Consider the following 12,802-nt stretch of genomic DNA (forward strand, 5'->3'; position numbering starts at 1 on the left):
CTGCACCGCCGCCGCGGCCGCAGGCCGTAGCGCGGCCCACGCCACCACCCCCGCCGCGGGTGTCGGCGCCGCCACCGAGGATGGCCGCACCTCCGCCGCCACGCCCGGCTCCTCCGGTTGCCGTCGCGCGCCCGGCGCCTCCGCCCATGGCGCGGCCCGCACCCCCGCCGCCGGTGGCTCGACCGGCACCCCCGCCGCCGCCGCGTATGGCCGTTGCACCACCACCCCCGCCGCGCCCGGCCGCGCCTCCACCGCGCCCCGCACCCCCACCGCCGGCGGCCAAGAAGTGCCCGCCGAACCAGCCCAGGTGCTAGTCAAGTGCTAGTCACGTGCTAATCAAGTGCTAGTCGGGGCGCTAGGGAGCGGCCCGGTCTCCAGGGAAAGGGCCTCTCGCGGGCGAAATCCGCCCCCGAAAGGCCCTTATTTCCTTGCTTCTGGCCGAAATGGCGCTATACAGCGCCGCATCTCACACGGAAGCATGGCTCACAAGGCCGTCCGGTGGCAGCCGGGGCGACAACGCTCCGTTTTGCTCACACGCTTCCGGAGGAACCAACCGGAGAACTAGAACGATGGCGCTACCCGATTTCACCATGCGTCAGCTGCTTGAAGCTGGCGTGCACTTTGGTCACCAGTCTCACCGCTGGAATCCGAAAATGGCTCCGTTCATTTTCGGCGCTCGCAACAACATTCACATCGTCGACCTCGCGCAGACCGTGCCGATGCTGCACACGGCCTTGCAGGCGGTCAGCGACACCGTCGCCAAGGGCGGCCGCATCCTGTTCGTCGGCACCAAGCGCCAGGCGCAGGACGGCGTCGCGGACGCTGCCAAGCGCTGCGCGCAGTATTTCGTCAATTCGCGCTGGCTCGGCGGCACGCTGACCAACTGGAAGACGATCTCGGCCTCGATCAAGCGCCTGCGTCACCTCGACGACGTGCTGTCGGGCGGCGATGCCAGCTCCTACACCAAGAAGGAGCGTCTGACGCTTCAGCGCGAGCGCGACAAGCTCGACCGCTCGCTCGGCGGCATCAAGGACATGGGCGGTCTGCCCGACCTGATCTTCGTGATCGACACCAACAAGGAAGACATCGCGATCCAGGAAGCCCAGCGGCTCAACATCCCGGTCGCCGCGATCGTCGACACCAATTCGGACCCGAAGGGCATCACCTATGTGGTGCCGGGCAATGACGACGCCGGCCGTGCGATCGCGCTTTATTGCGACCTGATCGCGCGCGCTGCCATCGACGGCATCTCCCGCGCTCAAGGCGATTCGGGCATCGACGTCGGCGCCTCGGCCCGTCCGCTCGCTGAAGAGCTGCCGGCAGCTTCGTCGAGCGGCTTCCAGGGCCTCGCAGGTCCGCGCGGCACCGCCGACGACCTCAAGAAGCTCCCGGGCGTGTCGGGTGCGATCGAGAAGAAGTTCAACGACCTCGGCATCTTCCACTTCTGGCAGCTCGCCGAGCTCGATCACGACACCGCGCACACGATCGGCGAAGAAGTCGGTCTGCCGAGCCGTGCGGACGCCTGGGTGGCCAAGGCCAAGGCGCTGACCGCGGAAGCGGAATAGTCAAGAGAGCGATGGGTTGGCCGGACAAGTTCCGGCCACCATTTCAGTTGACGCGAATCCCTGAGATGGACCGCGGCGGGGCGCTTCGATGCCACGCCGCGGCGAACCAGCAGGCACAAAGGATTTTCAACGATGGCAACGATCACAGCTGCGATGGTCAAGGACCTGCGCGAGTCGACCGGCGCGGGCATGATGGACTGCAAGGCCGCGCTGACCGAAAACGACGGTAACATGGAAGCGGCGCAGGATTGGCTGCGCAAGAAGGGCCTGTCCAAGGCTGCCAAGAAGTCGGGCCGCGTCGCGGCCGAGGGCCTGATCGGCGCCCTGACCAAGGGCACCAAGGGTGTCGTGGTCGAGGTCAACTCCGAAACCGACTTCGTCGCGCGTAACGGCCAGTTCCAGGGCCTGGTCAAGATGGTCGCCCAGGTCGCATTCGACGCCGGCTCCGATGTCGAGAAGATCAAGGCCGCCAAGGTCGGCGACGTCACGGTCGAAGCCGCCATCAATGACGCGATCGCCACCATCGGCGAGAACATGACGCTGCGCCGCGCAGCTTCGCTCGAAGTGAGCCAGGGCGTGGTGTCGAACTACGTCCACGGCGCGGTCGTCGAGGGCGCCGGCAAGATGGGCGTGATCGTAGCGCTGGAATCGCCCGGCAAGGCCGACGAGCTCGCAACGCTCGGCCGCCAGATCGCGATGCACATTGCCGCCGCGAACCCGCTGGCGCTCGATCCGTCCGGCCTCGATCCGGCGGTCGTCAAGCGCGAGAAGGACGTGCTCGCCGACAAATATCGCCAGCAGGGCAAGCCCGAGAACGTGATCGAGAAGATCGTCGAGTCCGGCCTCAAGACCTACTACAAGGAAGTCTGCCTGCTCGAACAGGCCTTCATCCACGACACCGGCAAGTCGGTGGCGCAGGCGTTGAAGGAAGCCGAGGGCAAGGTCGGCGGGGCCCTGAAGATCGCCGGCTTTGTGCGCTATGCTCTTGGTGAGGGAATCGAGAAGCAGGAAAGCGACTTCGCGGCCGAGGTCGCTGCGGCCAGCGGCAAGAAGTAAGCGCCGGAACACCTCCTTCCGGCGTGCCGCCGGAAGCGGCGCCCGGACAAGGAAAGTGCTCATGTCTGATCCGGTCTATCGTCGCGTCGTGATCAAGCTGTCCGGCGAATATCTCGCGGGACAGCAAGGCTTTGGCATCGATCAGCCGACCGTCGACCGGGTTGCGGACGACCTGATTGCGGCCCGCAAGCTCGGCACCGAGGTCGCGGTCGTGATCGGCGGTGGCAATATCGTGCGCGGCGTCGAGGTCTCAGCCCGCGGTGTGTCGCGCCCGACCGGCGACACCATGGGCATGCTCGCCACCATGATGAACTGCCTCGCGCTGGAATCGGCGATCGAGCGCAAGGGCACGCCGGCGCGCACGCTGTCGGCCTTCGTGATGCCCGAGATTTCCGAGCTGTTCACCCGCACTGCGGCGCACAAATATCTCGCCGAGGGCCGGATCGTGCTGCTTGGCGGCGGGACCGGCAATCCGTTCTTCACCACCGATACGACCGCGGTGCTGCGCGCCGCCGAGATCGGCGCCCAGGCGGTTCTGAAGGCCACCAATGTCGACGGCGTCTACTCGGCCGATCCGAAGAAGGATCCGGCAGCCACGCGGTTTGACCGGCTGACCCATTCGCAGGCGATCGAGGGCGGCTACAAGGTGATGGATGCGACCGCCTTCGCGCTTGCCCGCGAGACGTCTCTGCCTATCATCGTATTCTCGATCGCGGAGCCGGGTTCGATCGGCGCGATTCTACGTGGCGTCGGCCACGGAACCATTGTCGCCGGCTGACCGCTGCTCATCTGTCGCGCGCCTTCAGGGAAGGTCGCGGGAGCGGTCGCCGGGATCTTGAAGGAGAAACGTGATGTCCACGGGTACTTTCGACCTCAACGAAGTGAAGCGCCGCATGCAGGGCGCCGTCCAGTCCCTCAAGCACGAGCTCGGCGGCCTGCGGACGGGGCGCGCCTCCGCCTCGATGCTCGATCCGGTGCAGGTCGACGCCTATGGCAGCCACATGCCGCTCAACCAGCTCGCCACCGTCAGCGTGCCGGAGCCACGCCTGATCTCGGTGCAGGTCTGGGACAAGTCGATGGTCAAGGCGGTGGAGAAGGCGATCGTCGATTCCAACCTCGGCCTGTCGCCCGCGACCGAAGGCCAGGTGCTGCGCCTGCGCATCCCCGAGCTGAACGAGGAACGGCGCAAGGAACTGGTGAAGGTCGCGCATAAATATGCGGAGGCCGCCAAGGTTGCCGCGCGCCACGTCCGCCGCGATGGCCTCGACGTTCTCAAGAAGCTCGAGAAGAACCACGAGATGTCCGAGGACGACCAGAAGCGCCACGCCGACGAGGTGCAGAAGGCGACCGACGGTACGATCACGGAAATCGACCAGTTGCTGGCCGCCAAGGAAAAAGAAATCCTCACCGTTTAAGGCCACCTTCAATGTCCAACGCCGCCGCGCCCGCAACGGAAGGACCCGACCGGTCCGAGGCGCCCGCGCACGTCGCCATCATCATGGATGGCAATGGGCGCTGGGCGGCCGCGCGCGGTTTGCCGCGTGCGGAGGGGCATCGCCGCGGCGTCGAGGCTCTGCGCCGCGTCGTGCGTGCCTCGCACGAGCTCGGCATCCGCTACCTCACCATCTTCTCCTTCAGCTCGGAGAACTGGTCGCGTCCGGCGAGCGAGATCGGCGATCTCTTCGGTCTGCTCCGCCGCTTCATCCGTAACGATCTCGCCAGCCTGCATCGCGACGGCGTCAAGGTCCGCATCATCGGCGAACGCGATGGGCTCGAGAGCGACATCTGCGCGCTGCTCAACGAGGCCGAGGAGCTGACGCGTGACAACACGCGCCTCACGCTCGTCGTCGCCTTCAATTACGGCTCGCGGCAGGAGATCGCGAAGGCGGCGCAGAAGCTCGCGCGCGAGGTCGCCGAGGGCACGCGCAATCCCGATACGATCGACGCCGAGACGCTGGGAGCGCATCTCGATGCGCCCGACATTCCCGATCCCGATCTCATCATCCGCACCAGCGGCGAGCAGCGCCTGTCCAATTTCCTGATGTGGCAGGCGGCCTATAGCGAGCTCGTGTTCGTGCCGATCCACTGGCCCGATTTCGACAAGGCGGCGCTGGAAAGTGCGATCGCCGAATTCGCCAGGCGCGAGCGCCGTTTCGGCGGCCTGGTCGCGAAAACCGCCTCGTGAGCGAACAAGACGCCGCACCGGCGGGCGCCAAGCCTGCCCCGAGCAATCTGGTGATGCGGGTCCTCGCAGCGCTGGTGCTGGCGCCGCTGACCATCGCGGTCGCTTATGCCGGCGGCTGGTTGTGGGCGCTGCTCGTCACCCTGGTGTCGATCGGGCTGTTCGCTGAATGGCTGACGGTGGTGGGCGCGGGCTCGGCGGCGCTGACCGGGGCAGGGACGATCGTCATCGCGATGATGGGGGCTGCGGTCGCTTTTGGCGGGCTCAAGACCTCCGTCATCGTCGGCCTCGTCGGCGGCGCGATCGTGACGCTGATCGCGCGCGGCAAGTTCATCTGGGCTGCGACGGGCTTTGCTTATGCAGCGGCAGCGCTGCTGGCCTCGATTCTGGTGCGAAAGGATCTCGTCAACGGCTTCTCCGCGCTGATGTTCGTGCTGCTGGTGGTGTGGGCGACCGACATCGGCGGCTATTTTGCCGGTCGCAGCATCGGCGGGCCGAAGCTCTGGCCGCGCGTGAGCCCGAAAAAGACCTGGTCCGGGGCGCTGGGCGGCTTCGTCGCAAGCCTTCTGGTTGCGGTGGGCTTTGCGGCTTGCGGGTTCGGAAAGATGGGGCCATTGCTGCTGGTCAGCGCCATCCTTTCGGTGGTGTCGGCATTGGGTGATCTGTTCGAATCCGCGGTCAAGCGGCGCTTCGGTGTCAAGGATTCCAGTCACTTAATTCCCGGCCATGGCGGGCTTATGGACCGCCTGGACGGTTTTGTCGCCGCCATCCTGGCGGCATGGATTATCGGCTTTCTCCGCCATGGTGTGCATAGCGCCGGAAGCGGTCTTATGGTTTGGTGAGGATATGAGCGCGGTCCCATTGCGTAATAACAAGGCTGCGGCGTCCAGCGTCCGCAGCGTCACAGTTCTCGGCGCTACCGGCTCGATCGGCGACAGCACGATGGATCTGCTGCGCGCTTCGCCCGAGCGCTATCGCGTCGAGGCGCTGACGGCGAACGGCAATGTCGAAGCGCTGGCAAAGCTCGCGAAGGAATTTTCCGCGCGCTTCGTCGCGATCGCCGACACCTCCAAGCTCGCCGAGCTCAAGGCCGCGCTCGCCGGGACCAGCACCGAATGCGGCGCCGGCGAGAGCGCGGTGATCGAGGCCGGCGCGCGTCCGGCCGATTGGGTGATGGCGGCCGTGAGCGGCGCTGCCGGATTGAAACCGGCGCTGGCCGCGGTCGATCGCGGCGCGCATGTGGCGTTGGCCAACAAGGAATGTCTGGTCTGCGCCGGCGATTTCTTCATGCAGCGTGCGGCCAAGGCCGGCGCCTGCATCCTGCCGGCCGATTCCGAGCACAATGCGCTGTTTCAGGCGCTTGCTTCGGGCAATCGGGATGAACTCGTCCGTGTCATCATCACCGCCTCGGGCGGCCCGTTCCGCACCTGGAAGCCGGCTGACATCGAGCAGGCGACGCTCGAGCAGGCTCTGAAGCACCCGAACTGGAGCATGGGCCAGAAGATCACGATCGATTCCGCGTCGATGATGAACAAGGGGCTCGAGGTGATCGAGGCGTCCTATTTGTTCGCGCTGTTGCCTGACGAGATCGACGTCCTCGTGCATCCGCAGTCGATCATCCACGGCATGGTCGAGTTCTCCGACCGTTCGGTGATGGCCCAGCTCGGCGCGCCCGACATGCGCACGCCGATTGCGCATTGCCTCGGCTGGCCCGACCGGATCAAGGGGCCGGCGGCCAAGCTGGACCTCGCCAAGATTGGCCAGCTGACCTTCGAGGCACCGGACTTCGAGCGCTTCCCCGGATTACGGCTGGCTTTCGATTCGCTCCGGACCGGGAAGGGGGCGACCACCGTCTACAACGCGGCCAATGAGGTCGCGGTCGCCGCCTTCATTGCCGGCAAGATCCGGTTCGGCGCGATCGCCCGGCTGGTGGAGGCAACATTGGATGACTGGATTCGCAGCGGGAACCAGGCGCCCCTGACGTCGGCCGATGATGCAATCTCTGTTGACCATGTTGCTCGAAATAGAGCTGCCGCCCTATTGCCTCAAATTGCCTTAAAGGCATCCTAGATGGTTCGGGGCCAGGGCCTTGCGGCGCTGGATGAGGGAATTCGATGATCGACTTTTTTGTCCATAGTTTCAATACGTTGAGCCATGGGCTCCTCGGCTACGCGGTTCCCTTCCTGTTCGTCCTGACGATCGTCGTGTTCTTCCACGAACTCGGCCATTTCCTGGTCGCGCGCTGGGCGGGCGTTCGCGTGTTGACCTTCTCGCTCGGTTTCGGACCTGAGCTGGTAGGTTTCAATGACCGCCACGGCACCCGCTGGAAGATCTCGGCCATCCCGCTCGGCGGCTACGTCAAGTTCTTCGGCGACGAGAGCGAGGCCTCGACCCCCTCGGCCCAGACGCTCGCGGCCATGACGACCGAGGAGCGCGCCGGCAGCTTCCACCACAAGAAGGTCGGCCCGCGCGCCGCCATCGTCGCGGCCGGACCGATCGCCAATTTCATCCTGGGCGCGCTGATCTTCGCGGGCATGGCGCTGTATTACGGCAAGCCGAGCACGATCGCGCGGGTCGATGGCGTCGTCGCCGATGGCGCCGCGGCTGCGGCCGGCTTCAAGATCGGGGACGTCGTCGTCCAGATCGACGGCAAGCCGATCGAGAGCTTTGCCGACATGCAGCGAATCGTTGCGATGAATGCGGGTTCGGCGCTTGCCTTCCAGGTGAAGCGGGACGGCGCCATCGTCTCGCTGACCGCAACGCCGGCGCTGCTCGAGCGCAAGGATCCGTTCGGCAACAGCCACCGTCTCGGTGTGCTCGGTGTGGAGCATAAATCTCAGGCCGGCGAGGCCTCGACCGCCCCGGTGGGCATCGGCGAGGCGCTCAAGATCGGGGTTGAGCAGGTCTGGTTCATCATCACCAGCACCTTCAAGTTCCTGGGCTCTCTGTTCGTCGGAAACGGCAATCCGAACGAGGTCAGCGGGGTTCTGGGCATCGCGAAGATGTCGGGGCAGGCGGCCAGCGCCGGGTTCCAGTTCGTGATCAATTTGTGCGCGGTGCTGTCGGTGTCGATCGGCCTGCTGAACCTGTTCCCGATCCCGCTGCTCGATGGCGGCCACCTGATGTTCTATGCGGCGGAGGTCGTCCGCGGCCGACCCCTGTCCGAGCGGACTCAGGAGATGGGGTTCCGAATCGGGCTCGGTTTAGTGCTGATGTTGATGGTGTTTGCGACCTATAACGACATCCTGCGGATGGCGGCATCTTGATGGAGGCTTTTTTGTGGCGTTGCTGATGAGCAACGTCTTGGAATGAAATTGAAATTACGGCGCTTTCGGCCGTTTGCGGCGTCGGTGAAATTGGCTACAAGCGGCCTGAACTTGGGGAATCTTCCAGACCGGCGTTGGGGTTGGGTCTGGCTCGGAATGATAAGGGCGCGTTGCGCGATGAAGTTTGGACTGCGACTCCGGGGGGGCTTGCTCGCAACCCTGATCATGTTCGGCGCGCCGGTGATTGCCCCGGTCGGGGCTGTTTTTGTGTCTTCGTCTGCGCTCGCTCAGACCGTGCAGTCGATTTCCGTCGAAGGAAATCGCCGGGTCGAGGTGGAGACGATCCGCTCCTATTTCAAGCCGGGTCCGGGCGGGCGCCTGGATCAAGGCGCCATCGACGACGGCCTCAAGGCCTTGATCGAGACCGGCCTGTTCCAGGACGTGAGAATCAACCGCGGCGGCGGCGGCCAGATCGTCGTCTCCGTGGTGGAAAACCCGGTGATCGGCCGGATCGCCTTCGAGGGCAACAAGAAGATCAAGGACGAGCAGCTCACCACTGAAGTCCAGTCCAAGGCGCGCGGCACCTTCTCCCGCGCCATGGTGCAGTCCGACACGCTGCGAGTCGCTGAAATCTATCGCCGGTCCGGCCGCTACGACGTGCGCGTCACGCCCGAGGTCATCGAGCAGCCGAACAACCGCGTCGACCTCATCTTTACGATCGAGGAGGGCGCCAAGACCGGCGTCAAGTCGATCGAGTTCGTCGGCAATGTCGCATTCTCGTCCTATCGCCTCAGGGACGTCATCAAGACCCGCGAATCGAACCTGCTGAGCTTCCTGGCCAGCGGTGACATCTATGATCCCGACCGCGTCGAAGCCGACCGCGACCTGATCCGCCGCTTTTATCTCAAGAACGGTTTCGCCGACGTCCAGGTGGTGGCCGCGCTCACCGAATACGATCCGGAGAAGAAGGGCTTCAACGTCACCTTCAAGATCGAGGAAGGATCGCAGTACCGCGTCGGCGCGCTCGACTTCCGCTCCAGCATTCCGAACTTCGATCCCTCGTCGATGCGCGCCTATTCGCGCGTCAATGTCGGCTCGCTCTACAACGTTGAATCGGTCGAGAAGTCGGTCGAGGAGATGCAGATCGAGGCCTCGCGCCGCGGCTACGCCTTCGCCGTGGTCCGGCCCGGCGGCGACCGCAATTTCGAGGCGCACACCGTCTCCGTCGTGTTCAACATCGACGAAGGTCCGCGCACCTATATCGAGCGCATCAACCTGCGCGGCAACACGCGTACCCGCGATTACGTGATCCGCCGCGAGTTCGACATCTCCGAGGGCGACGCCTACAACCGCGCCCTGGTCGACCGTGCCGAGCGGCGCCTGAAGAACCTCGACTACTTCAAGAGCGTGAAGATCACGACGGAGCCGGGCTCGTCGAGCGATCGCGTGGTCCTGATCGTCGACATGGAAGAGAAATCGACCGGCGACTTCTCGATCTCGGGCGGTTACTCCACCACCGACGGCGCGCTGGCCGAAGTCTCGATCTCCGAGCGCAACCTGCTTGGCCGCGGTCTGTTCGCCAAGGCGTCGGTGACCTACGGCCAATATGCACGCGGTTACTCGCTGTCGTTCGTCGAGCCGTATCTGCTCGACTACCGCGTCGCGCTTGGCCTCGACCTCTATCAGCGCCAGCAGCTGTCCAACAGCTACATCTCCTACGGCACCAAGACGCTCGGCTTCTCGCCGCGCCTCGGCTTCTCCTTGCGTGAAGATCTGGCGCTGCAGCTGCGCTACTCGATCTACCAGCAGGAAATCACGCTGCCGTACTACCTGGCGAACTGTAACAACAATCTGGGTACGTCGGCCTTCAATCCGAGCCCGGCCTTCGTCAATGCCAATGGCGGCGTTCCGGATCTCAGCTCGACCAACGGTCTCGGCTGCTACAGCGACGGCGAAGCTTCGCTGCCGGTGCGCAGGGAGCTCGCCAACGGCAAGACCCTGACCTCGGCGCTTGGCTATACGCTGACCTACAACACGCTGGACAACAACAAGAACCCCACCGACGGTCTGCTCGTCGACTTCCGTCAGGATTTCGCCGGCGTCGGCGGCGACGTCTCCTACCTGAAGTCCGTCATCGATGCGAAGTACTATACTCCGCTGGTGTCTGACATCGTCGGCCTCGTCCGCGTGCAGAGCGGCATGCTGAACAAGATGGGCAGCGATCTGCGCATGCTCGATCACTTCCAGATGGGTTCGAACCTCGTCCGCGGCTTTGCCCCGAACGGCATCGGCCCGCGCGATTTGAACCCCTTCGGTACGCAGGACGCCCTCGGCGGCACCAAGTACTGGGGCGCTTCGCTCGAACTGCAGATGCCGTTCTGGTTCCTGCCGAAGGAAGTGGGTCTGAAGGGCGCGGTCTATGCCGATGCCGGCGCCCCCCGGCCTCTACGACTATAAGGGACCGACCGGCTGGACCACGACCAACGAAGTCAATGTGCCGGGCTGCATCCCCTCGAGCATCAATCCGTCGTCTGCGGGCACCTGTACAGGCCTCGTCTACGACGACAGCAAGGTCGTCCGCTCGTCGGTTGGTGTCGGCCTGATCTGGCAGTCGCCGTTCGGTCCGCTGCGCTTCGACTACGCCGTGCCGCTCAGCAAGGGCAAGTACGATCGCACGCAGGAGTTCCGGTTCGGCGGCGGCACCACGTTCTAATTCGATCAGCACGGCACGATCCGGATCACTGGAACCGGTTTCCGAAAGGGATCGTGCCGATCCAAGAGATGGAGCATGATGCGGCTCGACCGCTTCATGCCGAAGCCGGACCGCGACGGGGTGGAATGGCGCAGCCGACCTTCTTCATAAAGCCGCCTGCCTCAACGCTGGCTGACATTGCCACGCTGACCAAGGCGCAGCTGGTCGATCCCGCCAGGGGCGACCACATCATCACGGGCCTTGCTTCGCTTGACGAAGCGGGCCCGATGCATCTGGCGTTCTTCGACAACCTCAAATACGCCGACGAGATCAAGGCGACCAAGGCCGGCGCTTGCCTGGTGAGCCCGCGCTTCGAGCCCCAGGTGCCCGCGCACGTGGCCGTGCTGCGGGTGGCGCAGCCGTTCCGGGCCTTTGTCAGGATCGCGCGGGAATGGCACGGCGAAGCGCTGAGGCCCCAATCCTGGGTCGGCAATGACGGCATCGCGCCGTCGGCGATCATCGATCCCTCGGCCCGACTCGAGGACGGCGTGATCGTCGATCCCCTGGCCGTGATCGGCCCGGATGTGGAGATCGGCAGCGGCACGGTGGTCGGCGTCGGGGCGGTGATCGGGCCCGGCGTCAAGATCGGCCGGGACTGCAATGTCGGCGCGCGCACCGCGATCCAGTGCGCCCTGATCGGCAACAACGTGCTGATCCATCCCGGCTGCTCGATCGGCCAGGACGGCTACGGCTTCATTTTTTTCGGCCCCGAGGGTCATCTGAAGGTGCCTCAGACCGGGCGGGTGCTGATCCAGAACGATGTCGAGGTCGGCGCCGGGACCACGATCGACCGCGGCAGCTTGCGCGACACCGTGATCGGCGAAGGCACGAAAATCGACAATCAGGTCCAGATCGGTCACAATGTCACGATCGGCCGGCATTGCCTGCTGGCCGCCCAGATCGGGCTCGCCGGCAGCCTGTCCATTGGCGACAACGTGGCACTCGGAGCGAAGGTTGGCATCAACAACCACCTCAAGATCGGGGACGGGGCCCAGGTGACCGCGATGAGCGGCGTCAAGGACGACATCCCGCCGGGCGGACGCTGGGGTGGTTTTTTCGCCAAGCCGACCAAACAATGGTTCAAGGAGATCATCGCGGTGGAGCGCTTGGTACGCGACAGCAGGGCTGATCCGAAGGATGAGGGACGGGAATGACGGAGGAATCACCTGTTAAGTTCGAGCTGGTGGACATCAATGCCATCCTCCAGACGCTGCCGCACCGTTTCCCGATGCTGCTGATCGACCGCGTGATCAACATCCGGGCCGACTACAGCGGCATCGGCATCAAGAACGTCACCTTCAACGAGCCGGCCTTCCAGGGGCATTTCCCGGAGCGACCGGTCTATCCCGGCGTCATGATGATCGAGGCGATGGCGCAGACCGCGGGCGTGATCGGCATCAAGTCGGTCGAAGGCACCGACAAGCCGCGGGCGGTCTATTTTCTCACCATCGACAAGTGCAAATTCCGCAAGCCCGTGCTGCCGGGCGATACCATCGAGTATCACATGCGCTCGCTCGGCCGCCGCAAGGCCATGTGGTGGTTTCACGGCGATGCCAAGGTCAACGGGCAGGTGGTCGCGGAGGCCGACGTCGGCGCCATGCTGACGGACTGAGCGGCACGCGGCCCTCACTGGACGGGCTCACGCGCCGCAATCGTAGCGGCCGCCAGGAGCCTCGCGCTTAATGTTTTGGTTGAAGAACTGACCCATGGATGGCGCGCCCAGGAGACGGTCGGCGGTCTCGGCCGCGACGCCGCAATAGCGCGCATAGCTGCCGCCAGTCGCGACGACGAGGTCGTGATGCGCGCGGTCGTAGCAGACCCGCTGAAGCACAGTGCTGCGGCTGATGTCGCGGCATTCGAATGTCGCGAGGTCGATGCGGCGGCGTTCGCCGGTCTCGACCGTCTCGGACATGATCGGCGCGGCCGCGAGCTGTGCGAGCAGAAGTGCCAGGGCCCTGACCATGAAAGCTGAAGCTCCGCA

The 12,802-nt window shown here is 64.9% G+C and carries 11 protein-coding genes and 2 pseudogenes; 12 read left to right on the forward strand and 1 reads right to left on the reverse strand.

The window, feature by feature from the left end:
- From IC66_RS48005 to fabZ, 12 genes and pseudogenes are all read left to right on the forward strand, one after another.
- Positions 1-325, forward strand: a pseudogene (locus IC66_RS48005) (hypothetical protein); the annotation flags it as partial.
- Positions 326-569: 244 nt separating this feature from the next.
- On the forward strand, positions 570-1,565 hold the full coding sequence (locus IC66_RS0127015) for a 30S ribosomal protein S2 (RefSeq protein ID WP_028141512.1): 996 nt from the start codon (positions 570-572) through the stop codon (positions 1,563-1,565).
- A 132-nt stretch (positions 1,566-1,697) separates the two neighbouring features.
- The gene (tsf, locus tag IC66_RS0127020; RefSeq protein ID WP_028141513.1) at positions 1,698-2,621 is read left to right on the forward strand and encodes a translation elongation factor Ts; all 924 of its coding nucleotides are present in this window, start codon (positions 1,698-1,700) and stop codon (positions 2,619-2,621) included.
- A 61-nt stretch (positions 2,622-2,682) separates the two neighbouring features.
- Complete coding sequence (pyrH, locus tag IC66_RS0127025; protein ID WP_038949770.1) at positions 2,683-3,399, forward strand: UMP kinase; 717 nt, start codon at positions 2,683-2,685, stop codon at positions 3,397-3,399.
- A gap of 73 nt (positions 3,400-3,472) precedes the next feature.
- Positions 3,473-4,036, forward strand: a complete 564-nt coding sequence (gene frr, locus IC66_RS0127030; protein ID WP_028141515.1) for a ribosome recycling factor — start codon at positions 3,473-3,475, stop codon at positions 4,034-4,036.
- 11 nt (positions 4,037-4,047) lie between these two features.
- Positions 4,048-4,806 carry an isoprenyl transferase gene (locus tag IC66_RS0127035; protein ID WP_028141516.1) on the forward strand — a complete coding sequence of 253 codons (759 nt, stop codon included), beginning with the start codon at positions 4,048-4,050 and terminating at the stop codon, positions 4,804-4,806.
- Positions 4,803-5,645 (forward strand): phosphatidate cytidylyltransferase, encoded by an 843-nt coding sequence (locus tag IC66_RS0127040; RefSeq protein WP_038949772.1) that lies wholly within the window; start codon positions 4,803-4,805, stop codon positions 5,643-5,645. The genes IC66_RS0127035 and IC66_RS0127040 overlap by 4 nt, the downstream gene beginning before the upstream one ends.
- Positions 5,646-5,649: 4 nt before the next feature.
- On the forward strand, positions 5,650-6,873 hold the full coding sequence (gene dxr, locus IC66_RS0127045) for a 1-deoxy-D-xylulose-5-phosphate reductoisomerase (RefSeq protein WP_038949773.1): 1,224 nt from the start codon (positions 5,650-5,652) through the stop codon (positions 6,871-6,873).
- A gap of 44 nt (positions 6,874-6,917) precedes the next feature.
- Complete coding sequence (gene rseP, locus IC66_RS0127050; protein WP_038949774.1) at positions 6,918-8,069, forward strand: RIP metalloprotease RseP; 1,152 nt, start codon at positions 6,918-6,920, stop codon at positions 8,067-8,069.
- Positions 8,070-8,246: 177 nt separating this feature from the next.
- Positions 8,247-10,782: pseudogene (gene bamA, locus IC66_RS0127055) on the forward strand (outer membrane protein assembly factor BamA).
- Between the two features lie 125 nt (positions 10,783-10,907).
- Entirely contained in the window at positions 10,908-11,975 is a 1,068-nt protein-coding gene (gene lpxD, locus IC66_RS0127060; RefSeq protein WP_028141521.1) for a UDP-3-O-(3-hydroxymyristoyl)glucosamine N-acyltransferase, read from the forward strand.
- Positions 11,972-12,433, forward strand: coding sequence for a 3-hydroxyacyl-ACP dehydratase FabZ (gene fabZ, locus IC66_RS0127065; RefSeq protein ID WP_028141522.1), 462 nt, complete (start codon positions 11,972-11,974; stop codon positions 12,431-12,433). Before lpxD ends, fabZ begins: the two co-directional genes overlap by 4 nt.
- A gap of 27 nt (positions 12,434-12,460) precedes the next feature.
- Here fabZ and IC66_RS0127070 read toward each other — a convergent pair whose 3' ends face one another.
- Positions 12,461-12,784, reverse strand: coding sequence for a KTSC domain-containing protein (locus tag IC66_RS0127070; RefSeq protein ID WP_038949775.1), 324 nt, complete (start codon positions 12,782-12,784; stop codon positions 12,461-12,463).
- Between the last annotated feature and the right edge of the window lie 18 nt (positions 12,785-12,802).

It is taken from the genome of Bradyrhizobium genomosp. III, assembly GCF_000261705.1.
Taxonomy (GTDB): domain Bacteria; phylum Pseudomonadota; class Alphaproteobacteria; order Rhizobiales; family Xanthobacteraceae; genus Bradyrhizobium; species Bradyrhizobium ottawaense.

Coding starts and splice junctions, on each gene's coding strand:
- pyrH (WP_038949770.1), top strand. CDS start 2,683: ATGTCTGATCCGGTCTATCGTCGCGTCGTGATCAAGCTGTCCGGCGAA.
- lpxD (WP_028141521.1), top strand. CDS start 10,908: ATGGCGCAGCCGACCTTCTTCATAAAGCCGCCTGCCTCAACGCTGGCT.
- IC66_RS0127070 (WP_038949775.1), bottom strand. CDS start 12,784: ATGGTCAGGGCCCTGGCACTTCTGCTCGCACAGCTCGCGGCCGCGCCG.
- tsf (WP_028141513.1), top strand. CDS start 1,698: ATGGCAACGATCACAGCTGCGATGGTCAAGGACCTGCGCGAGTCGACC.
- dxr (WP_038949773.1), top strand. CDS start 5,650: ATGAGCGCGGTCCCATTGCGTAATAACAAGGCTGCGGCGTCCAGCGTC.
- IC66_RS0127035 (WP_028141516.1), top strand. CDS start 4,048: ATGTCCAACGCCGCCGCGCCCGCAACGGAAGGACCCGACCGGTCCGAG.
- IC66_RS0127015 (WP_028141512.1), top strand. CDS start 570: ATGGCGCTACCCGATTTCACCATGCGTCAGCTGCTTGAAGCTGGCGTG.
- rseP (WP_038949774.1), top strand. CDS start 6,918: ATGATCGACTTTTTTGTCCATAGTTTCAATACGTTGAGCCATGGGCTC.
- frr (WP_028141515.1), top strand. CDS start 3,473: ATGTCCACGGGTACTTTCGACCTCAACGAAGTGAAGCGCCGCATGCAG.
- fabZ (WP_028141522.1), top strand. CDS start 11,972: ATGACGGAGGAATCACCTGTTAAGTTCGAGCTGGTGGACATCAATGCC.